The sequence below is a fragment of the uncultured Escherichia sp. genome, assembly GCF_948475835.1.
Taxonomy (GTDB): Bacteria; Pseudomonadota; Gammaproteobacteria; order Enterobacterales; family Enterobacteriaceae; genus ECMA0423.
On sequence record NZ_CAOLGM010000061.1, the window covers coordinates 1 to 24936 of the forward strand.

Below are 24936 nucleotides of genomic sequence, written 5' to 3' on the forward strand. Positions count from 1 at the left end.
TGCATATATTTATAATTATCGATAGTTTCCTGAACAATAAAGTTGGTGACATAACTACGGTATGTATAATTCACCAGCGTGCCGGGTGGACAAATTGCTGACACACCTACCCAGCCGGATTTTTCCGGTAAAACAACAATCTGCCCTGGCTGGTTATTGGTGCTATTAAAGATATTTGAGAGATCATAGTGTTCATCTTCTGCTACGCCAGTACTATTTGCACAAACAGTAGCCCAGGATATGTTTGCCAGACACAAACATGCCATCGCCAATAATAATCTGCAGATTATCTTCATTGATAATTTCCTTTATGAGCCAGGATGTGTGCAAACTGCCGAAATAACAGTGACGGCTTGCTGTAAGCTTTGCTTCGGCAATACATAGTGCGCAATGCAGCGTGAGTTCGCGCCGTCTCCCCACTGAACCAGTAATTCACCAGACAATGGCGCACCACTTAAATAAACTTGCCCGTCATCACCCACCATACTGGTTATTCCGGTACTGTTTTCCCGTACCAGTGATCCAAACGGCACCGGTTTTCCGCCCTGGGTAACGGTAATGAGCGCCCGCACGCCTATGCGGGTATCAAAATTGGCACGAACCAACGCGCCTTGCGTCGGCACAACGCTGCTAATATTTTTTTCAACATCGATGGAATTCCCCATCGTATTGGTATCAAGCGCGATACGGTTATACCGATAAACCGTGGCATACGGCATCACCGCATAGCCGCGCCAGTCGGTTAAAATGCCAGTTTGATTTTCAATGCGTACACCGCCTGCGCCAGGCGCTTTAATCAAAACATTGGTATCCCCTAAAGGCTGGCTCAGCGTTATGCCATTTTCGTGCCCGACCACACCGCCAGACAGCTGCCAGTTAACGTCATGTTGATCGCGGTCGTAGTTATACCCGACCCCCAGCGTACCGTAAGTGGCCTGCCAGTTTGCCGTGGCGCTGCCCGTATACCCATTATTCGAGGTATCACCCTGGCTTACGTGATAACTCAGGTTGTGGCCTTCCAGTAAGGTCCCACCTACACCTGCCAGCCAGCTATTTTGCCCGTTGCTGTTACGGTTGGCGTTAAAGGAGGCATAAGCGCGGTCGAGCGCATTTTCCCGGGTGTAGCGACGTTTGGTCAAAACATTGAAAGGCACTGAAACATTAAGTCCGACAATACGTTCGTTATCGGGGATCCCTACAGATTCATTCCACGAAAATGAGAGCGAATAACTGATGCCAACCCAGCTGCTGGTATACCCCACCTGATACCAGGTATCTGAATCCGAAGTATTCCAGTATTTTTGATGGGTACCAGAGATATAAAGCGAGCCAAAGTCATTAAGTGATTGTGAAATATTTAACTGCAAACGGTCTTTACGGCTAAAGCGTAAATTGTGGTAATTCACGATTATCGGTTCATCGCGATGCTCACCGTCGTAATCGTAATCATATTCGTACCCCTCCATTCGACGATACGCAACATCATCAAGGGTATAAAAACCTTGTGTCGAATAGCGGTAACCCATTAACTGAAAATTGGTGCCGAAGGTGTTCATCGATTTCGCATAGAGGAAGCGAATGGAATCCCCCTCATGACGACTGTCGTCGGCTAACTGACTGCGCGCATGGGTCACATCCAGCGACACTGCCCCCCAGTTCCCGAGGTTGCGCCCCAGCCCTAATAAAAAGGCGGTGTAATTGGCAGATAATTGCGTCCCGCCGTAGGCAGTAAATTCCTGTGGTAAACCGCCGAGTGCCGTGCCCTGAAAAAAGAAAGGCGATGATTGCTGACTATTACCGCTACGAAAATCGCCCGCCGTCAGGTCAAATTTGAAACGCCCTTCGCGTTGTAAAATTGGCACTGTTGAATACGGGATAGTGTAATTCTGCTGATTACCATCGCGCTCGTCGATGGTGACGTCCAGATCGCCATTTGAAGATGTCGGGTGCAAATCTGTAATTTCAAAAGCGCCGGGGGAAACATAGCTTTGATAGATAATAAAACCATTTTGCCGAATCGTTAGCTGGGCCGCCGTACGGGCAATCCCACGTACCGTTGGGGCAAACCCTTGCTGGCTATCAGGATACATATTATCGGAAGAATAAAGCCGTACACCACGAAATCCAACACCATCGAAAATATCACTTCCTGTATTGCCGTCTCCCATTACCAGTTCACTTTTCAGCGGAATAATGGCGCGCTGTACCCAGGTGCCAATATTATTCCACTGTTCTGAATGATATCCATTTCCGCGAAAATAGTTCCAGGAACCATTGTTGCGTAAACGCCACGGGCCAATATTAATCCCGCTGAGCTCACTAAAAAAATAGCTATCGTTACCATTACCTCTGTTACCGGTGAAATTATAATTCAGGAGTAAAGCAGGAATACCTTCATCCCACTCTTCAGGCGGAATGTAACCGTGAGCGCTACTCAACAACGTTATCTGAGGAATAGTGATGTTCAGGCGCATCGCTGCAAAATCAAAGTTAATTGTGGCATCAGGTACAGCTTTCAGTAAATTGATGCATTTATTGTTTTGCTGCTGGGCTAACTCGGGAAATGCACTGCTATTAAGGCCAATTCGTTCAAGGAGTACCTGGTTAAAACAGGGCATTAACCCACCTGATTTATCACCTGTATTTTCTGTTGTCGATTCAAATACGATATCCTGTGAACCAATGAACTCATCATTACGCCAGAGATCCACCCGATACACTCCCGCAGGTTGATGATTGCCTCTCTCAAAGCGCGATAAATCAGCAACGGATGTGCCATTCTCTAATAAAAATGCCGGGTTGAAATAACTTTCCGCATAGCTTAAAAAGGAGGGTAAAATGGCAAGAGATGAATAACAAATTCCGGCCAGACACCAGGTATACCTCTGCGGAATATCCGTAGTAGTGGGTATTTTCATAATTAGCTCTGATATTGTCAGATGATTCGGTTAGTTTAAGTTCACTTCTCTGACCGGGGTTACTGAACCATAATCATTAACGGTCTGAAATTTCAGCTTTCCCTGCACTCCTGAGGGTAAGGGAATTTGTGAATTAACTCTGGGTGCAGCCATAGCATTCCCCAACTTTTGGCTGCCCACTTGTAAGTTAACCAGGGTGACATAAAAAGGTGAGGGATTATGAACATTGATATAGTTACCGGATCGCGAAAACTTGAGTGTGTCCGGCGCTTCTGCGGGTAATTCTTGTAATTGAATTGGACGGAGAAATAATTTCATGCGCGATAAAATCGCCAGTTGCAAAACATTCCTGCCGTTCAATGCATTTTTATCTACCGAAGGGATCGTCTTAACATTCATCCAGAACAGAGACTCACGATCTGCCGCCAGCGGTGGACCGGTGTAAATAATACGCAAGGTATTTTCGCTTTTGGGTTCACTAACAAACAGTGGCGGTGTAATGATGAATGACTTTTCTTTTACACCGCTGCTGTTTTCAATCCACGAATTGACCAGAAAGCGCTCATTGGTATGGCTATTTCTAATCCATACCGCAGTCTGTTGAGCATCAGCGGGATAAATAATACGCGTGGCACCTAATGCGATCCCTCCGGCAGCATGGGCGCTGGCCGAAATGATTAAATAAAATATAATGAGCATCAATAACTTTATTTTAGTCATCATAGTTAATACGCCTTGTGTATTCCTGACGGCAAAAATAAGAAATATAAAGAAATGATTGCTTTGGTTTCTTACAACACATCATTCCCTTTTCATTTAATAAATCGGCATGATACAAAGTGAACATGATTTCGATTTACATTGCCACCATACCGCTTCAGACAACCGGTACATTACTTTGTTATAAGACGTGATATATAATTCAAAACAACGTGGTTTTGATTATTCGTATCTCATAATAAAAGTCGCGTCAGCATTTGCTTGCCCTGCTGATGCACTTGTACCGGTGCCTTTATAACGTGCAGAAAAATGAAGAACGTTGGTCCCGGGGATCAAGTTCTGGTTGGTTGAGAAGCTATTCCCATCAGGTTTGAGAATTGCGGATGTATTATCAAGTATTTCAATACCGACACCCGTTGCTGTTGTTGTATTGGTACTGGATGCAATGGCCAATAAATTATCATTGATTGCATCAGCCTGACCAGAAAATGCAACGGCAGCATTAGCGGCAACAACAGGATCGCAGTCGTTCAACTGAATGGTGAATGGAATTAATGCAGAGGTATTACCAACAGCATTGAAAATATCGGTACGATATTGACCGAGTGTGACAACCTGGTCTGCCGAGTCAGTATTCACTGAACAGGCAGCATTCACCAGTTCGCCTTCAAAGTGAATTGTACCGCCATCTACAACGGCAGCATAACTACCCGTAGCGGCGAATAGTGCGGCAGCCAGCGCAGACGAAATAAATCTTAATTTCATATATATTCCTTCAATCTCATTTATCGACTCCACATCCGTATATAACCGATTACTTTATTTAAGACACTGATAGTAGAAAAATTCCTTTTTATACTCTAAGAATGTCTTAATTGAAAATATGCACTCTATTCTAAAAAATAGAGAGCCCCGTTAGATGAATACTTCCGCGCAAAATATATTCAACAAAAATATAGACCTGAAGCGGTAAATTACCAGGCTGAAAATTCTTTTTATATTGTCAGGTATTTCTTAAATTATCTTAATCCTTAAACAAGGAAATAAATCAGTTCCAGATTTACAACGCCATCATGGACGAAAAATGAAGCTTTCAATCTCAGCGACCTCAGCGACGGTGCGCCTAACCTTCGCAAGAGGTCGCTTCACGCGATAAATCTGAAACGAAACCTGACAGCGCGCCCCGCTTCTGACAAAATAGGCGCATCCCCTTCGACCTACGTAACAGATGGAATCCTCTCTCTGATGGCAGCAAAGATTATTGACGGTAAAACGATTGCGCAGCAGGTGCGCTCTGAAGTTGCTCAAAAAGTTCAGGCGCGTATTGCAGCCGGACTGCGGGCACCAGGACTGGCCGTTGTGCTGGTGGGTAGTAACCCTGCATCGCAAATTTATGTCGCAAGCAAACGCAAGGCTTGTGAAGAAGTCGGGTTCGTCTCCCGCTCTTATGACCTCCCGGAAACCACCAGCGAAGCGGAGCTGCTGGAGCTTATCGATACGCTGAATGCCGACAACACCATCGATGGCATTCTGGTTCAACTGCCGTTACCGGCGGGTATTGATAACGTCAAAGTGCTGGAACGTATTCATCCGGACAAAGACGTGGACGGTTTCCATCCTTACAACGTCGGTCGTCTGTGCCAGCGCGCGCCGCGTCTGCGTCCCTGCACCCCGCGCGGTATCGTCACGCTGCTTGAGCGTTACAACATTGATACCTTCGGCCTCAACGCCGTGGTGATTGGCGCATCGAATATCGTCGGTCGCCCAATGAGCATGGAACTGTTGCTCGCAGGTTGCACCACTACCGTGACTCACCGCTTCACTAAAAATCTGCGTCATCACGTAGAAAATGCCGATCTGTTGATCGTTGCCGTTGGCAAGCCAGGCTTTATTCCCGGTGACTGGATCAAAGAAGGCGCAATTGTGATTGATGTCGGCATCAACCGTCTGGAAAATGGCAAAGTTGTGGGCGACGTCGTGTTTGAAGACGCGGCTAAACGCGCCTCATACATTACGCCTGTTCCCGGCGGCGTTGGCCCGATGACGGTTGCCACGCTGATTGAAAACACGCTACAGGCGTGCGTTGAATATCATGATCCACAGGATGAGTAACATGGCGACATTTTCTTTAGGTAAACATCCGCACGTTGAGCTGTGCGACTTGCTGAAACTGGAAGGCTGGAGCGAAAGCGGCGCGCAGGCGAAAATCGCGATTGCCGAAGGCCAGGTGAAAGTCGACGGTGCGGTTGAAACGCGCAAACGCTGCAAAATCGTCGCCGGTCAGACAGTGAGTTTTGCAGGTCACAGCGTACAGGTTGTTGCCTGATCCCTTTCCCGGCCTGTATCAACAGGCCGGTTCTCTTTTCAGACTTTTGCCCTCTACGCCCCGTTCATCCATGCTGATAGCATCGACATTTTGCCGAAGCGACCATCATGCCAACCGTTATTACGCACGCCGCCGTTCCCCTATGCATTGGTTTAGGGTTGGGTTCGAAAGTCATCCCTCCGCGTCTGTTATTTGCCGGAATCATCCTGGCGATGCTGCCCGACGCCGACGTATTGTCGTTTAAATTTGGCGTTGCTTACGGCAATGTTTTTGGTCATCGCGGTTTTACCCATTCGCTGGTGTTTGCGTTTGTTGTCCCGCTGTTATGTGTGCTGATTGGACGCCGATGGTTCAGGGCTGGGCTGATTCGCTGCTGGCTGTTTTTAACCGTCTCGTTGCTATCGCACAGCTTGCTGGATTCGGTAACCACTGGCGGTAAGGGCGTTGGCTGGCTGTGGCCGTGGTCAGATGAACGCTTTTTCGCTCCCTGGCAGGTGATTAAAGTCGCGCCGTTTGCATTGTCTCGTTACACCACGCCGTACGGGCATCAGGTGATAATTTCTGAATTGATGTGGGTGTGGTTGCCGGGGATGGTGCTTATGGGAATGTTGTGGTGGCGCAGGCGATAACCGGATGCGAAAACTCGCATCCGGCAACAGCGCAATTACTTACGACGCCAGGTGGTCCCTTGCGGGCCATCTTCCAGCACGATCCCCATCTCGTTAAGACGGTCACGCGCCGCATCTGCCGCCGCCCAGTCTTTCGCTTTACGGGCATCCAGACGCTGTTGAATTAACGCTTCAATCTCAGCCACTTCGCTGTCGTCTGCCTGCGCGCCGCTTTGCAGGAACGCTTCCGGTTCTTGCTCCAGCAGGCCCAATACAGCGGAAAGTTTACGCAGGTGAGATGCCATTGCATTCGCCGCTGCCATATCTTCTGCTTTCAGACGGTTTACTTCACGCGCCATATCAAACAGTACGGAATAGGCTTCCGGGGTGTTGAAATCGTCGTCCATCGCTTCAATAAAGCGCGCTTCAAACGCTTCGCCACCGGCAGGCGCAACGGTTTTATCTGTGCCGCGCAGCGCAGTGTAGAGACGCTCCAGCGCCGCACGCGCCTGCTTCAGGTTCTCTTCGCTGTAGTTCAACTGGCTGCGATAGTGGCCCGACATCAGGAAGTAACGCACGGTTTCCGCGTCGTAGTATTTCAGCACATCGCGCACGGTAAAGAAGTTACCCAGCGATTTGGACATCTTCTCGCGGTCAACCATCACCATCCCCGAGTGCATCCAGTAGTTCACATACTGGCCATCATGGGCACAGGTGGACTGCGCGATTTCGTTCTCGTGGTGCGGGAACATCAGGTCTGAACCGCCGCCGTGGATATCAAAGTGGTTACCCAGCTGCTTGCAGTTCATTGCCGAACATTCAATGTGCCAGCCTGGACGGCCCGCGCCCCACGGAGACGGCCAGCTCGGTTCGCCCTCTTTCGACATCTTCCACAGAACGAAGTCCATCGGGTTGCGTTTGTCGTCGACCACGTCAACGCGCGCACCTGCCTGCAGCTGGTCGAGATCCTGACGCGACAGCACGCCATATGTCGGATCGGTCGGGACGTCGAACATCACGTCGCCGTTGTCCGCCACATAAGCGTGACCTTTGGCGATCAGTTGTTCAGTGAGTTCAATAATTTCTGCGATATGGTGCGTCGCGCGCGGCTCCATATCCGGGCGCAGAATGTTCAAAGCATCAAAATCTTTGTGCATTTCGGCGATCATGCGATCCACCAGCGCCACAAAGCTTTCGCCATTTTCATTGGCGCGTTTGATGATTTTGTCGTCGATATCGGTAATGTTGCGCACATACTTCAGTTTATAGCCGAGGAAACGCAGATAGCGCGCAACCACGTCAAAAGCAACAAAGGTACGCCCGTGACCGATATGACAGAGATCGTAAACGGTGATTCCACACACATACATGCCGACTTCCCCGGCGTGAATAGGCTTAAATTCCTCTTTTTGGCGTGTCAGAGTATTGAAGATTTTTAGCATCGAAGATTCCGTTTAGACATGTGTGGGTAATTGAGTTGCGTATAATACCCATATTTCCCGCGCGAATCAGCATACATTGCGTGATGATCCGATCGTGCGGTTATGCTATAACACCACCCTATATATGACCCGAACTGGGTTGAAGCACCAATCAAACGGAACAGGATGCAAAAATGGTTACTTTCCACACCAATCACGGCGATATTGTCATCAAAACTTTTGACGATAAAGCACCTGAAACAGTTAAAAACTTCCTGGACTACTGCCGCGAAGGTTTTTACAACAACACCATTTTCCACCGTGTTATCAACGGCTTTATGATTCAGGGCGGCGGTTTTGAACCGGGCATGAAACAAAAAGCCACCAAAGAACCGATCAAAAACGAAGCCAACAACGGTCTGAAAAATACCCGTGGTACGCTGGCAATGGCCCGTACTCAGGCTCCGCACTCTGCAACTGCACAGTTCTTCATCAACGTGGTTGATAACGACTTCCTGAACTTCTCTGGCGAAAGCCTGCAAGGTTGGGGCTACTGCGTGTTTGCTGAAGTGGTTGAAGGCATGGACGTGGTAGACAAAATCAAAGGTGTTGCAACCGGTCGTAGCGGTATGCACCAGGACGTGCCAAAAGAAGACGTTATCATTGAAAGCGTGACCGTTAGCGAGTAATCGTGGCGACACTCTTTATTGCAGATCTTCATCTCTGCGTGGAAGAACCGGCGATCACCGCCGGTTTTCTGCGTTTTTTAGCGGGGGAAGCCCGCAAGGCCGACGCGCTGTATATTCTTGGCGATCTGTTTGAAGCATGGATTGGCGACGACGATCCCAACCCACTCCATCGCCAGATGGCGGCAGCGATCAAAGCGGTGTCCGATTCCGGCGTTCCCTGTTATTTCATTCATGGCAACCGTGATTTTCTGCTCGGCAAACGCTTTGCCCGTGAAAGCGGCATGACATTATTGCCGGAAGAAAAGGTGCTCGAACTTTATGGTCGCCGGGTGTTGATTATGCATGGCGACACGCTGTGCACCGATGACGCGGGTTATCAGGCTTTTCGCGCCAAAGTCCACAAACCCTGGCTGCAAATGCTATTCCTCGCCCTGCCGTTGTTTGTGCGCAAACGCATTGCCGCGCGAATGCGAGCGAACAGTAAAGAAGCCAACAGCAGTAAATCGCTGGCGATCATGGACGTTAACCAAAACGCGGTAGTCAGTGCGATGGAAAAACATCAGGTGCAATGGCTGATCCACGGACATACCCATCGCCCGGCGGTACATGAACTTATCGCCAACCAGCAACCTGCTTTTCGCGTGGTACTCGGTGCCTGGCATACGGAAGGTTCGATGGTGAAAGTCACGGCGGATGACGTTGAGCTGATTCATTTTCCGTTTTAAAAAACCCACAACTTTGCTGATTTCACAGCCACGCAACCGTTTTCCTTGCTCTCTTTCCGTGCTATTCTCTGTGCCCTCTAAAGCCGAGAGTTGTGCACCACAGGAGTTTTAAGACGCATGTCTTCCCGCAATAATCCGGCGCGTGTCGCCATCGTGATGGGGTCCAAAAGCGACTGGGCTACCATGCAGTTCGCCGCCGAAATCTTCGAAATCCTGAATGTCCCGCACCACGTTGAAGTGGTTTCTGCTCACCGCACCCCCGATAAACTGTTCAGCTTCGCCGAAAGCGCCGAAGAGAACGGTTATCAGGTGATTATTGCGGGCGCAGGTGGCGCAGCGCACCTGCCAGGCATGATTGCCGCCAAAACGCTGGTGCCGGTGCTGGGCGTGCCAGTACAGAGCGCCGCACTGAGCGGTGTCGATAGCCTCTACTCCATCGTACAAATGCCGCGCGGCATTCCGGTGGGTACGCTGGCGATTGGTAAAGCTGGCGCAGCAAACGCGGCATTACTGGCAGCACAAATTCTCGCGACTCACGATAAAGAGCTACACCAGCGTCTGAATGACTGGCGCAAAGCCCAGACCGACGAAGTGCTGGAAAACCCGGACCCGCGAGGTGCGGCATGAAACAGGTTTGCGTCCTCGGTAACGGGCAGTTAGGCCGTATGCTGCGTCAGGCAGGCGAACCGTTAGGCATTGCTGTCTGGCCGGTCGGGCTGGACGCTGAACCGGCGGCGGTGCCTTTTCAACAAAGCGTGATTACCGCTGAGATCGAACGCTGGCCGGAAACCGCATTAACCCGCGAGCTGGCGCGTCATCCGGCCTTTGTGAACCGCGATGTGTTCCCGATTATTGCTGACCGTCTGACTCAGAAGCAGCTTTTCGATAAGCTCCACCTGCCGACCGCGCCGTGGCAGTTACTTGCCGATCGCAGCGAGTGGCCTGCGGTGTTTGATCGTTTAGGTGAGCTGGCGATTGTTAAGCGTCGCACTGGTGGCTATGACGGTCGCGGTCAATGGCGTTTACGCGCCGATGAAACCGAGCAGTTACCGGCTGAATGCTACGGCGAATGTATTGTCGAGCAGGGCATAAACTTCTCTGGTGAAGTGTCGCTGGTTGGCGCGCGCGGCTTTGATGGCAGTACCGTGTTTTATCCGCTGACGCATAACCTGCATCAGGACGGTATTTTGCGCACCAGCGTCGCTTTCCCGCAGGCCAATGCGCAGCAGCAAGCGCAAGCCGAAGAGATGCTTTCGGCGATTATGCAGGAGCTGGGCTATGTGGGCGTGATGGCGATGGAGTGTTTTGTCACCCCGCAAGGTCTGTTGATCAACGAACTGGCACCGCGTGTGCATAACAGCGGTCACTGGACACAAAACGGTGCCAGCATCAGCCAGTTTGAGCTGCATCTGCGGGCGATTACCGATCTGCCGTTACCGCAACCAGTGGTGAATAATCCGTCGGTGATGATCAATCTGATTGGTAGCGATGCGAATTATGACTGGCTGAAACTGCCGCTGGTGCATCTGCACTGGTACGACAAAGAAGTCCGTCCGGGGCGTAAAGTGGGGCATCTGAATTTGACCGACAGCGACACATCGCGTCTGACTGCGACGCTGGAAGCCTTAATCCCGCTGCTGCCGCCGGAATATGCCAGCGGCGTGATTTGGGCGCAGAGTAAGTTCGGTTAACTGGTGCTCTATTCTTGCCGGATGCGGCGTAAACGCCTTATCCGGCCTACCGATCCGGTACCCATTGTAGGCCTGATAAGATGCGTCAAGCATCGCATCAGGCATTGTGCACCAATTGCCGGATGCGGCACCGGTTGTAGGCCTGATAAGACGCGTCAAGCGTCGCATCAGGCACAAATGTCTAATGCCTACGACTACAGCGAAATACAGGTCCCCGCTTCGCCCGCCAGCGTCTCTTCAATTCGCGATAACGCCCCAATCCACGCGGGTTTACCACGGCTTCTGACATAACCACTCACCGCCGTTACCTTCGGCCCCATCGAACCATCGGCTTTGGCAAATGGCGCTAACTCATCCGGTGTGGCATGGCGAATGGCGCGTTGCTGCGGCGTTCCCCAGTTTTCATATACCGCATCAGCATCAGTGAGGATCACCAGCCCATCGGCGTTAATCTGCTCAGCGAGCAACGCAGCAGCGAGATCTTTATCAATCACCGCTTCACTCCCTGCCCCATCTTCCGTCACAGGCACACCGCCGCCGCCACTGCAAATCACCACATGCCCCTCTTTGAGCAACAACTCGATGGCTTCGCTGTCGAGAATTTTACGCGGTTGCGGAGACGCCACCACCCGGCGCAAATATTTACCATCACGTTTCATCTGCCAGCCGTAAGCCGCTTCCAGTGCCTCTTGTTCTTCTGGCTGATAAACCGGACCAATAAATTTCTCTGGCTGCAAAAACGCCGGATCATCAGGCGAAACCTCAATGCGCGTCAGCACCGTCGTCACGGGCGGCATCTGCGGCTGTGCGCTCAAACTCTGCGCCAGCATATAGCCAATCATCCCCTGACTTTCTGCCACCAGCACATCCAGCGGATACGGTTCTACCTCTTTCCACGCCAGATTCTGCAATGCCAGCAGCCCCACCTGCGGCCCGTTGCCGTGAACAATCGCCAGCCGATAAGAACGGGCCAGGCGTGCCAGCGCGGGTACAGCACTGGCGATATTGCGATATTGATTTTCCGCCGTCAGCGCCTCACCGCGCTGGAGTAAGGCGTTGCCCCCAAGAGCTACAACCAGTGTTTTCATGGTTTTCCTTGTAATAATTGTTGACCAAGCCAGAACCCCAGCAGTGTATCTGCCCCTGACGTATGCCCCAGCGCCAGCAGCGAATCAATCGCAACAGCGGTACGTTTCGGGCAACTCAGAGCATGAACAAAGTGCAGGAGTGGCGAGGCGAAATATCCTTGCGCGGCATAACGTAAATAACTGACGCTCACCGCTGTGGTAACGAGTTGCAGATTGTCGGAACAGGCAAAAAACTGGCGACCGGAGCGCGCATCTAAAGCGCCATAATACCAGGCCGCCAGCAGCATTCCGCTCAGCGTGTCATCATGACTCGGCGTTAATCCGGGGCCTTTACCCAGCCAGTGCCGCCAGTCGGTCTTAACGCCATTGAGCGCGGCCTGAAAACAGTGACGAAACTGGCGTAACTCAGCAGGCAGCGGATCGCTTGCCGCCAACGCCAGTGGCCCGAAAAGCCCGGTTTCCTCCGCGCGTTGCATCCATGCAGCTGCAAGTGGTTGAGGATGCGCAGGCGGCGTAATACGCAGCAAACAATAACGCTGTGGCTGTTTAACCGTGAAACGCCCGAGGCGAATCCCTTGAGCCACAACCTGTGGTCGTTCATTGCCGCATAATCCACCGCATAACGCATCGAATTGCGCACGGCGAAGCATCCATCCTCCGGGGCCGAAACCACTACCCTGACGATGCAGCGTTAACAGTTCGCCGCTTTCCGTCATCAGGTTAATCGCCCGTCGCCACACTCCCGCTAACCGCCAGGACTGGCGATAATTCGGTGCACTACGGCTGGCAAGCAGAGGATGGATGATCGTCATTGCGCGTTCCTCAACCAATCCCCATGCTTTCAGCCAGTGCTTCCAGCGCCTGTTCAAAACACGCCAGCGGTGCCCGCACAGTGCCTGCGCCAATCTGCCCGATCCCCGCCTCTTTATGGGCGATACCGGTATTGATGAGTGGCGTAATGCCGGTTTCTACCACGCGACGAATGTCCAGTCCCAGGCACGCGCCCTGAAAATCCCAGCCTGGGATCTGCAACTGCATATTGCGCTCAAGGTAAATTTCCGCCATCTCTTCAGATACCGCTCTGGCCGCTTCCATGCCACCCGCACCGACAAAGCGCGTTACGCCAGGCGCTGCGATCATTGCCGCACCTCCGATACCAAAGGTTTCGGTAATCGCGCTATCGCCCATATCCGGGTTCGCCTGCTCCTGCGAGAAGCCGGTGAAAAACAGACCTTGCGGAGTGTTTACAGGCGCAGTAAACCAGCGTTCGCCCAGCCCGCTTACCCGAATCCCGAACATATTGCCGTTGCGGGTCATTGCCGTGACGATGCTGCCTGCGCGGATCATCGCGCCAGCATCCATCGCCGCCTTGCAGTAAGCCATCGCAAGGTTGAGGAAGAACTGATCGGTCACGCTGAGGAAATCCATCACTTCCGCGATGTGCTGTTTATCATGATCGAGGCGAGCAATTTGTGGGGCCAGCGCACGCATTAACAGTGCTGAGGAAGCAATATTGCGTTGATGGAACTCATCGCCCATGGTAATGCCCTGCGCCATCATCGCCGTGAGATCGATACCGTGCTCCATGCGCCCCAGCGCCGCGCTTAATACTGGCATTAACACATCGCGCATCCAGCGATGGCGAGTCAGGACATCTTCGCCGTAAGCGCCAAAACGCATCACTTTGCCGATACCTTCGTTGAGGTTGCAGTACGCCCGGTTGCCGTCGGTCACGTTCTCGACCACCAGCATCGGCATACTGGCAGAAGTAATACCGCCCATTGGCCCGACGGCATTCACATGGTGACAAGGAATGAAGTTCACTTCCCCCTGCTCCAGAATTGCCAGCGCCTGCGCTTCATCTTTCGCCCAACCTTCGAACAGACATGCGCCCACGCACGCCCCTTTCATGGGTCCGGTCATCTCCTGCCAGCGCATTGGCGGCCCGGCGTGAAGCAGTGTTTTGCCCGGGTTTAGTTCGCTGATAAGTGAAGAAGCCGGTTGCACATCCAGCCAGTGTGGACGAGCGCGACGAATTTGTTCGATAACCGCAGCATTGGCTTGCGCCACTGATGTAAACATGGGAACCCCTTATTGCAAACGTTCTAATAAACGAGCCAGTTTTTTATTGCCGCCGGCGACTGGCGACCATTGGTAATGCACAACCGGTTTGCTGGCGCTTTGTAGCTCCAGCGCAAAGCTGCGCAATCCGATGTTAATCACGGCGACGTTTTCCATTAATGACGGTGTGTGTTGCTGAGTGGCAGGCGAAAGCGGACGAATCAGTGCCGCCGCCAGCAAGGTGGCTTCCGGCAGCGAACTCACTACCGCGATCCCCGCATCTTCCAGCGTGGCGATTTGCTGCGAGCGGCATTGCGGGTCACGTTCAGTGCCTGTCACCGTGGCAATGGCATACAGTGGTTGATTGTCTGAACGCGCGGCACAGGCTTTTTGCCAGGCGCTTACCAGCGAGGCGGCAGGATCGGCGGTCGCACCGAAGCCAATCACGACATCAAGCAGCAATACGCGCACTTGCGGTTTAGCGCCGAGATCGGCAATTAACTGGTTGCGTAAGGCTGGGTCGATCATCGGATGGGGACGCCCGACGGTGTAGAAATCATCGCCGAGGTCAATAATCTGGTGACCATCGGCGTCGAGCATCATGCCGTGATGATGGGTATCGTCGGCTTCCACGCCAAGGTGTCCGGCAAGTAATCCCGCCGCTTCGGCAGCCAGCGTACCGCCGGTATACAAACCGCAAATAAATCCGCTGCTGACAGGCGCTATTGCGTTACGTCGCGCCGTAACGCGTGAAAGCAGGCAAGCCAGGCGTGCGGCCTCATCCAGCGAGGAGGCAAACCAGACATTCTCGTCGCGGGCCACTGCCGGGGTATAACCTAAAAACAGCGCCACCGTCGGTTTGCCGGTTGCTTTCATGGCATTAACAATTTTCAGACGCACAGCTTCGGCAGGTGGTTTTGAAACAAATGCCAGCACTTCGCTTTTCTCGTCTGCACTCAACATTTCCAGCGCCGTTAGCGCACTGATGCCGCCCACTTCACGGCTGAGATCGCGCCCGCCAAGGCCAATCGCGTGAGTAATTCCCTCCCCTGCCAGCGCAATCTGCGAACACAGCTCCTGAATCCCGGTACCGGAAGCGCCAATGACGCCAATATTGCCTTCCGGCATCACGTTAGCAAAAGCCAGCGGTGTGCCGGCAATCATCGACGTACCGCAGTCCGGCCCCATCACCAGCAAGCCTTTTTCCCGCGCGCGGGTTTTAAGTTGGATTTCATCTTCCAGCGTGACGTTATCGGAGAACATCATCACGTTGAGGTTGCGATCCAGCGCCTGGTTTGCCAGCTCCGCCGCATACTCGCCAGCCACTGAAATCAGCGCCAGATTGGCATCGGGTAATTTCTGACAGGCGCTGTCCCAGCGACGCACCTGCGTCAACGCCTGGCTGCTGCCTGACCCCTGCGCCAGTTGTTTTAGCGCCTCTTCAAGCTGCTGCATAATCGCCTGCGCGATCCCCGCATCCGCCGCTTCGCTACGAATTGCCACGCAAATATCGTTCGGCGTGGCGTTATTAAAATCGTCATGCCAGAAACCTGTGGTATCTAATAACGCTTTATTGGCGGGCGTACCCATCATTACGGAAACATCATCAACATTTTCTGATTCGCTGAGTTTTCGTGAAATAATCATTAAACTGACCGAATCCTGAAAACACCCTTTTTTAATAAAGGCGTGGATCATAACAACTCCTTAAAAATTGCACCCATGGCAATTGCACGAGCAGTGTTAATGTGGCGATTACGGTATCGATGACAACGGGTAAATAAGGTGATGAATATCACACAGGGATTATTAACAAAAGAATTCAAATAACCGCCAGGCTATTACGCATTATTTTTTAATAAGCGTGGTTGTTTTAAAAATCAGGTTAAAAGTGAGCGGATTATCAAATAAATTCTAACTATATTTTTTTGCCTGTCTGGATCACATAATCCAGATATTTTCCCTGTATGTTAATTGCAGTCATGCTTCACACCGTCGTTAAAAAGGAAGACAGATGAAAATCAGTCGGGAAACACTCCACCAGCTAATCGAGAATAAACTCTGCCAGGCTGGGTTAAAACGTGAGCACGCTGCAACCGTGGCTGAAGTATTGGTTTACGCCGATGCCAGAGGGATCCACTCTCATGGCGCGGTGCGCGTGGAATACTACGCGGAACGCATTTCAAAAGGCGGCACCAACCGCGAACCGGAGTTTCGTCTTGAGGAAACCGGGCCGTGCTCGGCAATTTTACATGCCGACAATGCCGCCGGACAGGTCGCGGCGAAAATGGGTATGGAACATGCCATCAAAACCGCCGAGCAAAATGGCGTTGCGGTGGTCGGAATCAGCCGGATGGGTCACAGCGGCGCAATCTCTTATTTTGTGCAGCAGGCAGCCCGCGCCGGATTAATTGGCATTTCGATGTGCCAGTCCGATCCAATGGTGGTGCCGTTTGGCGGCGCGGAAATTTACTACGGTACTAACCCACTGGCCTTTGCCGCGCCGGGAGAAGGCGACGAGATCCTTACCTTTGATATGGCGACTACCGTACAGGCATGGGGAAAAGTGCTCGACGCCCGCTCGCGTAATATGTCTATCCCGGATACCTGGGCGGTCGATAAAAACGGAGCACCAACAACCGATCCGCTCGCGGTACATGCTCTGCTCCCCGCCGCCGGGCCGAAAGGGTATGGCCTGATGATGATGATTGACGTCCTCTCAGGCGTCTTACTCGGCTTACCGTTCGGGCGACAGGTTAGTTCGATGTATGACGATTTACACGCCGGGCGTAATTTGGGGCAATTACATATAGTTATTAATCCGAACTTTTTCTCCTCCAGCGAATTATTCCGTCAACATCTTAGCCAGACCATGCGCGAATTAAATGCCATTACCCCCGCGCCCGGTTTTAATCAGGTTTATTATCCCGGACAGGATCAGGATATTAAACAACGCAAAGCCGCCGTCGAAGGCATCGAAATTGTTGATGATATTTACCAGTATTTAATTTCCGACGCGCTTTATAACACGTCATACGAAACGAAAAATCCCTTTGCGCAATAATTATTGAGACAGGACTTTCTTATGATTACACATTTCCGTCAAGCCATAGAAGAAACGCTACCCTGGCTTTCCTCTTTTGGCGCTGACCCAACGGGTGGGATGACCCGTTTACTTTATTCGCCGGAATGGCTGGAAACCCAGCAGCAATTTAAAAAAAGAATGGCAGCAAGTGGGCTGGAAACACGTTTCGATGAAGTAGGGAATTTATACGGTCGCCTGAATGGTACCGAATATCCACAGGAAGTGATTCTGAGCGGTTCGCATATCGATACCGTGGTTAACGGCGGTAACCTCGACGGGCAATTCGGCGCGCTGGCGGCGTGGCTGGCAATTGACTGGCTGAAAACGCAATACGGCGCGCCGCTACGTACGGTCGAAGTGGTGGCGATGGCAGAAGAAGAAGGCAGCCGCTTCCCGTATGTCTTCTGGGGCAGTAAAAATATCTTTGGGCTGGCGAATCCTGACGACGTGCGGAATATCTGTGATGCCAAAGGAAATAGTTTTGTCGATGCGATGAAGGCTTGCGGATTTACTCTTCCGAACGCCCCACTAACTCCGCGTCAGGATATTAAAGCCTTTGTTGAACTGCATATTGAACAGGGCTGTGTGCTGGAAAGTAATGGGCAATCAATTGGCGTGGTGAATGCAATTGTCGGGCAGCGTCGTTATACGGTAACGCTGAACGGCGAATCAAACCATGCAGGCACCACGCCGATGGGTTATCGTCGTGATACAGTTTACGCTTTCAGTCGCATTTGCCATCAGTCGGTCGAAAAAGCGAAAAGGATGGGCGATCCGCTGGTTCTGACCTTTGGCAAAGTAGAGCCGCGCCCGAATACGGTAAATGTGGTGCCGGGTAAAACCACGTTCACCATTGATTGTCGTCATACCGACGCTGCCGTGCTGCGCGATTTCACCCAACAGTTAGAAAACGACATGCGGGCGATTTGCGATGAAATGGACATTGGTATTGATATCGATTTATGGATGGACGAAGAACCCGTGCCGATGAATAAGGAGCTGGTCGCCACCCTGACAGAATTGTGTGAAAGTGAAAAACTGAATTACCGGGTGATGCACAGTGGTGCCGGGCACGACGCGCAAATTTTCGCGCCTCGCGTACCAACCTGCATGATTTTCATTCCCAGCATCAACGGGATCAGCCATAACCCGGCGGAACGCACCAATATTACCGACCTTGCCGAAGGGGTCAAAACGTTGGCACTCATGCTTTATCAACTTGCCTGGCAGAAATAAGGAGTCATAAATGGGATATTTAAATAACGTCACCGGTTACCGCGATGATTTACTGGCTAACCGTGCGATTGTTAAACACGGTAATTTCGCACTGTTAACCCCGGATGGTCTGGTAAAAAATATTATTCCGGGCTTTGAAAATTGTGACGCGACAATCCTCTCCACGCCAAAGCTGGGTGCCTCTTTTGTTGATTATCTGGTCACACTGCATCAAAACGGTGGCAACCAACAGGGCTTCGGTGGCGAAGGCATTGAAACGTTCCTGTATGTGATCTCTGGAAATATCACTGCCAAAGCCGAAGGCAAAACATTTGCCTTAAGCGAAGGTGGCTATCTTTATTGCCCACCAGGCTCCTTAATGACGTTTGTTAACGCCCAGGCCGAAGACAGCCAAATCTTTTTATATAAGCGTCGCTATGTTCCGGTAGAAGGCCATGCACCGTGGCTGGTTTCTGGCAATGCCAGCGAACTGGAACGCATTCACTATGAAGGTATGGATGATGTGATCCTGCTGGATTTTCTGCCCAAAGAGTTAGGTTTTGATATGAACATGCATATCCTCTCTTTTGCACCAGGTGCCAGCCACGGTTATATCGAAACACATGTTCAGGAACACGGTGCCTATATTCTTTCCGGTCAGGGGGTTTATAACCTCGACAATAACTGGATCCCGGTGAAAAAAGGCGATTACATCTTTATGGGCGCTTATTCTTTACAGGCTGGTTATGGTGTAGGGCGTGGTGAAGCGTTCAGCTATATTTACTCGAAAGATTGCAACCGCGACGTAGAGATTTAATTCATACCACTCGCCTGATTATTTTTAGCTATGTTGGATTTTGCCACGGTTTATACCGTGGCTTTTTTTGTAGTAAATTCAGGTAAAAAAAGATGCGATATAAATCGCATCCGCTTTAAAGGTAAGGGTCAGTTTTTAATTCCCTGACCTATTTTAATGGCGCAGGCAATATTTCGTGCGCTGTTGAAGAGATTGGTTTCACCGCTGGCGAGCACTTCGGCTAAAGGTGCCAGACGTGGCAAAATGCTGAATACCGCATCAATGCCGTACTGGTGCACCACTTCCACGCCATCACCCAATACGCCAGCAATCCCAATCACCGGTACATTAAACTGCTTCGCCACCGACGCCACACCCAGCGGCGCTTTACCGCCTGCCGTTTGCGAGTCGATGCGCCCTTCCCCGGTAATCACCAGTGCTGCGCCCTGCACTGCCTGCGCAAGATTGACCGCATTCAACACAATCTCAATACCTGGTTTAATATCCGCATTGAGAAATACCGCCGCCGCAATACCCATACCGCCCGCAGCGCCGCCGCCCGCCATCTGGCAGACGTTGATTTCAGTTTGCTGTTGTAAAACACGGGCGTAATTTTGCAGCCCCTGTTCCAGCTCTTCGACCATTTCCGGCGTTGCCCCTTTTTGCGGGCCAAACACCGCCGCCGCGCCGCGTGCCCCTACCAGCGGGTTATCAACGTCACATGCTACTTCAATATGGCAATTCGCCAGACGCGGATCGCATTCATCCATCTCAATGCTTGCCACGCGCGCTAAATTACCGCCGTTAGCCACCAGCACCTGACCGTCGGCATCAAGGAAACGCACACCGAGCGCCTGCGCCATGCCCATACCACCGTCGACCGTCGCACTGCCACCAATGCCGAGAATAATATGGCGAATGCCGTTATCCAGCGCATGACGAATTAACTCCCCCGTACCAAAACTGGAGGCCAGCAACGGATTACGCTTTTCAGGCGCGACCAGCATCAGGCCACTTGCTGCCGCCATCTCAATCACCGCCGTTTTCCCGTCGCCGGTAAGGCCATAAAAAGCATTCACTTTTTCGCCCATCGGCCCGCAGACTTCAAGCGTCACGATGTTGCCGCCCGTCGCGGCGACCATCGCATCCACCGTCCCTTCGCCGCCATCCGCTATCGGCAAACAGATATAGTTCGCATCGGGAAAGAGGGTCGAAAACCCGGCTTTAATTGCCTGACAACATTTTTCTGCACTTAAGCTCTCTTTAAAAGAGTCTGGCGCAATGACAATCTTCATTATCAATCCTTTTTCAACAAATTATTCGATGCGTTCCCACGGAATAAGATTATCCATAAGAACAGCCAGTAAAATCCCGACCAGTAAGCCGTTACTGAGCAGAGGACGCAGCGTTAATGGAAGGTCTTGCAGATACACAGGCGGTAATGCCATTAAAAATATGCCGACAAATAACGGCAATGCGAGTCGATAAATATTGCGAGCGGTAAACGTTATTTGCTGGCTAAACACCAGCGCGGAAAAGAGTAAAGGCAGATAAGAAACCAGCATGACCGCACTACTCACGGGTAAAGGGATACTGCAAAACAGTCGTGTGAGTGCCGGAACCAGCGCCACCAGAAGGCAAATAACGCTGCCATAAATAAATGAACGCCGCGTGTAATCGCCAGTCTGGGTTAATAAACCAATGGATGAAACAAACGGTGAAAATGGAATTACCGCCAGAGGTACGGTTATCAGTGTCATAAATCCGGTCGCCACAAAGCTACGACGATAACGCGTATTCCCCGCGCCCTGCTGCGGATAAAAAACATCCGTGCCCCGAATCGCACCGTAGGTATTGCTGATATTTACCAGACCTGTAATCACCGCCGTCAGAATAATTCCCGGCGACAAAGCACCGCCACTGCCGAGCGGGAACCACTGCCAGTGCAACTCACCGGAGAGCGAGTGCGAAGAAGGAAAGCAAAAGTACCACAACAACCAGCCGGTTATGGTGCCGACCAGCAGGCCATAACGGGCAAAACGTTGCGGGAGGAAGATAATCATCCCCAGTACCAGGCACATCACCGCCACCGAGAGCGCGAACGGCGGTAACTGAATTTTAAAATTCGGGTCGGCTATGCCAAACGGCAGCCCGAGCATACCTTTGAAAAAGATAGTGGTCAGCTGCGCGCCCAGCATCAACATAAACAAGACCATCACCGACGGCGTAAATAACCGCGCCAGGCGATGGCCTAATCCGCTAAAACCAATCAACACCGTCAGCACGCCGGAGAGTGCAATCCCCACTGCCAGGCTGGTGGCGATATCGTTGATCGGTGTCCCGCGCGATGCTTCGCCAAGGGTGATAGTAAGGATGGTTCCCCACCACAGGCCACCTGGCCCTTCCATAATAGCGCGACGATGACCGCAGAACGCCTGAGCGAAGCAGGCCAGTGCGGTAGCAAGAAAAGCATATTGCGTGAGCGTAAGCAGGCTACTTTGCGGCAACTGAAAAGCAGAAAGTAGCGTAGGAGGAACCACAACCGTGTTGCAAAAAATAAAGAAAAACCACTGAAATCCTGATAACAGGCTTTCGCGGCTCACTGCAAAATTGAACATAAACACACCTTAACCGGAGAATGCCCGCCGCAAGGACGGGCATTGCAGGGGCCAGATTACTGCTGATGTTTAAGGATAAATTGACCTTTCGGCGCAACAGGGAAGCCCTGTTCAATGTCGTAAATCACATCACCACGTAAGATGGTTTTCGTGATACGCGCGCCAATGGTACGGCCAACATACGGGCTGACTTTGTGGCGATATTCCAGATCGTCATTGGTAAGAACATAGCTGCTATTCGGCTGAATGAAGACGAAGTCGGCATCTTTTCCTGGGGCGATACGGCCTTTTTGCTGCAGACCGAAAATATCTGCTGCGTTAGTCGCCATTAATTTGCCGAACATTGGCAGAGACATTCCGCGTTTCTGTACCGCTTCATCGAACATCACGTCCATACAGTTTTGCAGGCCGGCAATACCGCCCCATGCTTCCATGATGTTGCCGGCTTTCATTTCCGGAGGGCATGGTGAGTGGTCGGAAACCAGGCAGTCGATTTCACCGTTAAACAGTTTTTCCCACATGCCTTTCTGGTTTTCCAGATCGCGGATCGGCGGTGAACACTTCGCCAGAGTGCCGATTTCTTCGAACTGATCGGTATCCAGTACAAAGTAATGCGGGCAGGATTCACAAGTAACGTCCTGACCTTCCTGACGTGCACGAGTCACTTCTTCAACGCCTTCCGGGCTGCTGATATGGCAAACGTGCAGACGGCAACCGGCAACTTTCGCCAGATACAGCACGCGGCGAATCGCTTCCACTTCGGTAAATACCGGACGCGAAGCCACATAGTCATGGGCAGTTACGCGACCTTCACGTTTCGCTTCTTCGCCCAGTGCGTCACAGATCAGCGCGTTTTCGCAGTGCACCAGCACCGGCTGCCCCAGTTCGCCCAGCTTCTGCGCACCTTTGAAGAACTGCCAGTCGTTTACATCACGGAAGTCGTTGTCGATACCGCGATCGCCACAGGTCGCAACGAAGCATTTGAAGCCGACAACGCCCACTTCATCCAGCTCATGCAGACGGTCGATGTTGTAAGACACTAGGCCACCGAGTTGTGCCGCATCGATAGTCAGCTTGCCTTTAGCGGCATCGAACTTCAGTTCAATTGAAGCGCGGTCAACCGTTGCAGGCAGCTGGTTGAGCGGCATTTCGATCATGGTGGTGATACCACCTTTTGCCGCTGCGCGAGTACCGGTTTCATAACCTTCCCAGTGGCTACGACCCGGTTCAGAAATATGGGTGTGCGCATCAACCATGCCCGGCGAAACCACCAGACCAGACGCATCCATAACTTCTTTTGCATCGCCCAGATCCTGACCGATAGCAGCAATTTTCCCGCCTTTAACGGCGATATCTACAACGCGAGCTTCGTTTTCTAAAATAACGGTGCCGTTTTTAATGATTAAATCAAAAGACATAACAAACTCCTTGTAAAATACAGATTGGTTTTTAACTCAATGTTCAATATCGGGATTAATTAACCTATGGTTTTTTGCTCTCCTGTTTTTTCTGCTGTTGTACGTTTCTTTAATAAGGCGTAGGCCGCAAAGGCGACGATGACGCCGACAAACCATGAAACACGCGATAACGGTTCCATAAAGGGAATAAACTTACCGCCAAGAGATAAAATAACGGCCACCAGAGTTACTGAAAACGCGGTGAGGTTAAAACCGTTATCGTAATATTTATAATCGCCAGGTGCGGTGTACAGTTCATCAAGATTAATTTGCCCACGCATCACCACAAAATAATGTGCCATCATGACACCAATTACCGGACCCAGCATTCCGCCGATGATATCGAGGAACAGATAAATACTGTCCTGATTTTCCATTAATTTCCACGGGCAGATCAGCAGGCTGATAATACTGGCAATCAGTACGCCGTTTTTATAGGTCAGTTTTGTCGGTGCAATGGCAGCAATCTGATAACCGGCCGGAATAATATTACCGGTGGCGTTAGTGGAAATAGTCGTCATCAGAATAACCAGTACCGCAAAGAACGAGGCAAACAGGCTGTCCCAACGCTGAACAATATCCAGCACGTTCCAGGTGTCAGCGCCGTAGTGAATACTGGCTCCGGCAATAATACATACCCCAGCGACCGCAAACAGAATATAGGCCACAACTAAACCCAGCGTTTGCCCCAGCGCTTGCTCACGAAACGAGTGGGCGTTTTGCGTAAAGTCGGATGCGCTCACCGCCGGTGCCGCCCAGACCGCAACTACCGCGTTAATCACCACCAGGAACAAGAATCCACTGTTTTCTGCTTTCTGAATACCGCTCGGAATGTAGTCAAAGATTGGACCGATCCCGACCAGTGAAATCGCCCAAATCGCCATGCCGCCGAAAACGATATAGATGCACGGGTTAAGAATGGCAGTGAATTTATTTAAAACTTTGCCACCGCCAAAACCAATACCAACGTTAACCAGCCAGAAGAGTAAGAAAGTAATTAAGCCCGGTAGCGAAAGGCCTAACAAGGTAAAATCACCACCGAGAGTTAAAAATCCCGGCCAGATTTTGCCAATCAGGATCAAGCAGGCCAGTGATCCGGCGTAACATTGCAGGCCAAACCACATAATGGCAGCAATACCACCTCTTAATAATCCGGGAAACAGTGCGCCACGTACGCCGTAAGAAGCACGCAGGATCATGGCAAACGGTACGCCGTATTTACTGCCCGCAGCACCGTTTAATACCATTACCGCGGCAATGAAAAAGGCGCTGAGGATAATTGCCAGCATAATACTAAAGGTAGACAAGCCGAGAATAAAAAAGCCGCCGACCATCACATAATTGGGAACGTTATGAACCGAACCCATCCATAAGGTAAAATAGTTAAATGTTTTCCAGGTCCGCTGGCTTTGCGTTTTCGGCAATAAATCTTCGCTATAGCCGCGTTGCTGGAATAGCTTTCTCTGATGTTCCATAAATCCCTCTTAATTTCACGTATCGAATAACGTTGTTTTAATC

At 51.3% G+C, this 24936-nt stretch carries 22 protein-coding genes and 1 pseudogene; 10 read left to right on the plus strand and 13 right to left on the minus strand.

Going from position 1 to position 24936, the window contains the following annotated elements; translation table 11 throughout:
• The 4 genes and pseudogenes from QZF50_RS13165 to fimA all read right to left on the minus strand — a co-directional run.
• Nucleotides 1-296, minus strand: a pseudogene (locus QZF50_RS13165) (fimbrial protein); the annotation flags it as partial.
• Nucleotides 297-308: 12 nt separating this feature from the next.
• Nucleotides 309-2918, minus strand: coding sequence for a fimbrial biogenesis usher protein (locus QZF50_RS13170; RefSeq protein WP_001306954.1), 2610 nt, complete (start codon nucleotides 2916-2918; stop codon nucleotides 309-311).
• Nucleotides 2919-2948: 30 nt separating this feature from the next.
• Nucleotides 2949-3641: a type 1 fimbria chaperone FimC gene (gene fimC, locus QZF50_RS13175; RefSeq protein ID WP_000988375.1), complete on the minus strand. Its 693-nt coding sequence runs from the start codon at nucleotides 3639-3641 to the stop codon at nucleotides 2949-2951.
• A gap of 219 nt (nucleotides 3642-3860) precedes the next feature.
• Nucleotides 3861-4403 carry a type 1 fimbrial major subunit FimA gene (gene fimA, locus QZF50_RS13180; RefSeq protein WP_000776555.1) on the minus strand — a complete coding sequence of 181 codons (543 nt, stop codon included), beginning with the start codon at nucleotides 4401-4403 and terminating at the stop codon, nucleotides 3861-3863.
• Between the two features lie 480 nt (nucleotides 4404-4883).
• Between fimA and folD the strand changes: the two genes are divergently transcribed.
• From folD to QZF50_RS13195, 3 genes are all read left to right on the plus strand, one after another.
• Complete coding sequence (gene folD, locus QZF50_RS13185; RefSeq protein ID WP_000729160.1) at nucleotides 4884-5750, plus strand: bifunctional methylenetetrahydrofolate dehydrogenase/methenyltetrahydrofolate cyclohydrolase FolD; 867 nt, start codon at nucleotides 4884-4886, stop codon at nucleotides 5748-5750.
• A gap of 1 nt (nucleotide 5751) precedes the next feature.
• Entirely contained in the window at nucleotides 5752-5964 is a 213-nt protein-coding gene (ybcJ, locus tag QZF50_RS13190) for a ribosome-associated protein YbcJ (protein ID WP_000190288.1), read from the plus strand.
• A 107-nt stretch (nucleotides 5965-6071) separates the two neighbouring features.
• Nucleotides 6072-6593 (plus strand): metal-dependent hydrolase, encoded by a 522-nt coding sequence (locus QZF50_RS13195; RefSeq protein ID WP_001143552.1) that lies wholly within the window; start codon nucleotides 6072-6074, stop codon nucleotides 6591-6593.
• Between the two features lie 35 nt (nucleotides 6594-6628).
• Here the strand turns inward: QZF50_RS13195 and cysS are convergent, their stop codons facing one another.
• On the minus strand, nucleotides 6629-8014 hold the full coding sequence (gene cysS, locus QZF50_RS13200) for a cysteine--tRNA ligase (RefSeq protein ID WP_000912345.1): 1386 nt from the start codon (nucleotides 8012-8014) through the stop codon (nucleotides 6629-6631).
• Between the two features lie 173 nt (nucleotides 8015-8187).
• Between cysS and ppiB the strand changes: the two genes are divergently transcribed.
• The 4 genes from ppiB (at nucleotide 8188) to purK (ending at nucleotide 11098) form a co-directional block, all read left to right on the plus strand.
• Nucleotides 8188-8682: a peptidylprolyl isomerase B gene (gene ppiB / locus QZF50_RS13205; RefSeq protein ID WP_000256002.1), complete on the plus strand. Its 495-nt coding sequence runs from the start codon at nucleotides 8188-8190 to the stop codon at nucleotides 8680-8682.
• Nucleotides 8683-8684: 2 nt separating this feature from the next.
• On the plus strand, nucleotides 8685-9407 hold the full coding sequence (gene lpxH, locus QZF50_RS13210) for a UDP-2,3-diacylglucosamine diphosphatase (protein WP_000212252.1): 723 nt from the start codon (nucleotides 8685-8687) through the stop codon (nucleotides 9405-9407).
• 117 nt (nucleotides 9408-9524) lie between these two features.
• Nucleotides 9525-10034 carry a 5-(carboxyamino)imidazole ribonucleotide mutase gene (purE, locus tag QZF50_RS13215; RefSeq protein ID WP_001295318.1) on the plus strand — a complete coding sequence of 170 codons (510 nt, stop codon included), beginning with the start codon at nucleotides 9525-9527 and terminating at the stop codon, nucleotides 10032-10034.
• Entirely contained in the window at nucleotides 10031-11098 is a 1068-nt protein-coding gene (gene purK, locus QZF50_RS13220) for a 5-(carboxyamino)imidazole ribonucleotide synthase (RefSeq protein WP_000815522.1), read from the plus strand. Before purE ends, purK begins: the two co-directional genes overlap by 4 nt.
• Before the next feature lie 194 nt (nucleotides 11099-11292).
• Here the strand turns inward: purK and QZF50_RS13225 are convergent, their stop codons facing one another.
• From QZF50_RS13225 to QZF50_RS13240, 4 genes are read right to left on the minus strand one after another with little or no spacing between them, the layout of a single operon-like run.
• The gene (locus QZF50_RS13225) at nucleotides 11293-12186 is read right to left on the minus strand and encodes a carbamate kinase (protein WP_000855388.1); all 894 of its coding nucleotides are present in this window, start codon (nucleotides 12184-12186) and stop codon (nucleotides 11293-11295) included.
• Nucleotides 12183-12998 (minus strand): DUF2877 domain-containing protein, encoded by an 816-nt coding sequence (locus tag QZF50_RS13230; RefSeq protein ID WP_001306952.1) that lies wholly within the window; start codon nucleotides 12996-12998, stop codon nucleotides 12183-12185. The genes QZF50_RS13225 and QZF50_RS13230 overlap by 4 nt, the downstream gene beginning before the upstream one ends.
• Nucleotides 12999-13008: 10 nt before the next feature.
• Nucleotides 13009-14268 carry a DUF1116 domain-containing protein gene (locus tag QZF50_RS13235; protein WP_000495400.1) on the minus strand — a complete coding sequence of 420 codons (1260 nt, stop codon included), beginning with the start codon at nucleotides 14266-14268 and terminating at the stop codon, nucleotides 13009-13011.
• A gap of 9 nt (nucleotides 14269-14277) precedes the next feature.
• Nucleotides 14278-15945, minus strand: a complete 1668-nt coding sequence (locus QZF50_RS13240) for an acyl-CoA synthetase FdrA (RefSeq protein ID WP_000580828.1) — start codon at nucleotides 15943-15945, stop codon at nucleotides 14278-14280.
• 316 nt (nucleotides 15946-16261) lie between these two features.
• Here QZF50_RS13240 and allD point away from each other — a divergent pair, with 316 nt between their 5' ends.
• Genes allD through allE form a run of 3 tightly spaced genes read left to right on the plus strand, consistent with a single transcriptional unit; the run spans nucleotide 16262 to nucleotide 19364 of the window.
• On the plus strand, nucleotides 16262-17311 hold the full coding sequence (allD, locus tag QZF50_RS13245; RefSeq protein ID WP_000703879.1) for an ureidoglycolate dehydrogenase: 1050 nt from the start codon (nucleotides 16262-16264) through the stop codon (nucleotides 17309-17311).
• Nucleotides 17312-17332: 21 nt separating this feature from the next.
• Nucleotides 17333-18568: an allantoate deiminase gene (gene allC, locus QZF50_RS13250; RefSeq protein ID WP_001306951.1), complete on the plus strand. Its 1236-nt coding sequence runs from the start codon at nucleotides 17333-17335 to the stop codon at nucleotides 18566-18568.
• A gap of 10 nt (nucleotides 18569-18578) precedes the next feature.
• Nucleotides 18579-19364, plus strand: coding sequence for a (S)-ureidoglycine aminohydrolase (gene allE / locus QZF50_RS13255; RefSeq protein ID WP_000540946.1), 786 nt, complete (start codon nucleotides 18579-18581; stop codon nucleotides 19362-19364).
• Between the two features lie 128 nt (nucleotides 19365-19492).
• Here the strand turns inward: allE and glxK are convergent, their stop codons facing one another.
• The 4 genes from glxK to QZF50_RS13275 are packed head-to-tail and all read right to left on the minus strand — an operon-like array spanning nucleotide 19493 to nucleotide 24893.
• A complete protein-coding gene (gene glxK, locus QZF50_RS13260) occupies nucleotides 19493-20638 on the minus strand; it encodes a glycerate 3-kinase (RefSeq protein WP_000706355.1) in 1146 nt (381 codons plus the stop codon).
• Between the two features lie 21 nt (nucleotides 20639-20659).
• Entirely contained in the window at nucleotides 20660-21961 is a 1302-nt protein-coding gene (locus QZF50_RS13265) for a uracil/xanthine transporter (protein WP_001297442.1), read from the minus strand.
• Between the two features lie 56 nt (nucleotides 21962-22017).
• Nucleotides 22018-23379 carry an allantoinase AllB gene (gene allB, locus QZF50_RS13270; RefSeq protein ID WP_000006887.1) on the minus strand — a complete coding sequence of 454 codons (1362 nt, stop codon included), beginning with the start codon at nucleotides 23377-23379 and terminating at the stop codon, nucleotides 22018-22020.
• Nucleotides 23380-23438: 59 nt separating this feature from the next.
• Nucleotides 23439-24893, minus strand: coding sequence for a putative allantoin permease (locus tag QZF50_RS13275; protein ID WP_000401121.1), 1455 nt, complete (start codon nucleotides 24891-24893; stop codon nucleotides 23439-23441).
• Between the last annotated feature and the right edge of the window lie 43 nt (nucleotides 24894-24936).

Coding starts and splice junctions, on each gene's coding strand:
- QZF50_RS13170 (WP_001306954.1), bottom strand. CDS start 2,918: ATGAAAATACCCACTACTACGGATATTCCGCAGAGGTATACCTGGTGT.
- fimC (WP_000988375.1), bottom strand. CDS start 3,641: ATGATGACTAAAATAAAGTTATTGATGCTCATTATATTTTATTTAATC.
- fimA (WP_000776555.1), bottom strand. CDS start 4,403: ATGAAATTAAGATTTATTTCGTCTGCGCTGGCTGCCGCACTATTCGCC.
- folD (WP_000729160.1), top strand. CDS start 4,884: ATGGCAGCAAAGATTATTGACGGTAAAACGATTGCGCAGCAGGTGCGC.
- ybcJ (WP_000190288.1), top strand. CDS start 5,752: ATGGCGACATTTTCTTTAGGTAAACATCCGCACGTTGAGCTGTGCGAC.
- QZF50_RS13195 (WP_001143552.1), top strand. CDS start 6,072: ATGCCAACCGTTATTACGCACGCCGCCGTTCCCCTATGCATTGGTTTA.
- cysS (WP_000912345.1), bottom strand. CDS start 8,014: ATGCTAAAAATCTTCAATACTCTGACACGCCAAAAAGAGGAATTTAAG.
- ppiB (WP_000256002.1), top strand. CDS start 8,188: ATGGTTACTTTCCACACCAATCACGGCGATATTGTCATCAAAACTTTT.
- purE (WP_001295318.1), top strand. CDS start 9,525: ATGTCTTCCCGCAATAATCCGGCGCGTGTCGCCATCGTGATGGGGTCC.
- purK (WP_000815522.1), top strand. CDS start 10,031: ATGAAACAGGTTTGCGTCCTCGGTAACGGGCAGTTAGGCCGTATGCTG.
- QZF50_RS13225 (WP_000855388.1), bottom strand. CDS start 12,186: ATGAAAACACTGGTTGTAGCTCTTGGGGGCAACGCCTTACTCCAGCGC.
- QZF50_RS13230 (WP_001306952.1), bottom strand. CDS start 12,998: ATGACGATCATCCATCCTCTGCTTGCCAGCCGTAGTGCACCGAATTAT.
- QZF50_RS13235 (WP_000495400.1), bottom strand. CDS start 14,268: ATGTTTACATCAGTGGCGCAAGCCAATGCTGCGGTTATCGAACAAATT.
- QZF50_RS13240 (WP_000580828.1), bottom strand. CDS start 15,945: ATGATCCACGCCTTTATTAAAAAAGGGTGTTTTCAGGATTCGGTCAGT.
- allD (WP_000703879.1), top strand. CDS start 16,262: ATGAAAATCAGTCGGGAAACACTCCACCAGCTAATCGAGAATAAACTC.
- allC (WP_001306951.1), top strand. CDS start 17,333: ATGATTACACATTTCCGTCAAGCCATAGAAGAAACGCTACCCTGGCTT.
- allE (WP_000540946.1), top strand. CDS start 18,579: ATGGGATATTTAAATAACGTCACCGGTTACCGCGATGATTTACTGGCT.
- glxK (WP_000706355.1), bottom strand. CDS start 20,638: ATGAAGATTGTCATTGCGCCAGACTCTTTTAAAGAGAGCTTAAGTGCA.
- QZF50_RS13265 (WP_001297442.1), bottom strand. CDS start 21,961: ATGTTCAATTTTGCAGTGAGCCGCGAAAGCCTGTTATCAGGATTTCAG.
- allB (WP_000006887.1), bottom strand. CDS start 23,379: ATGTCTTTTGATTTAATCATTAAAAACGGCACCGTTATTTTAGAAAAC.
- QZF50_RS13275 (WP_000401121.1), bottom strand. CDS start 24,893: ATGGAACATCAGAGAAAGCTATTCCAGCAACGCGGCTATAGCGAAGAT.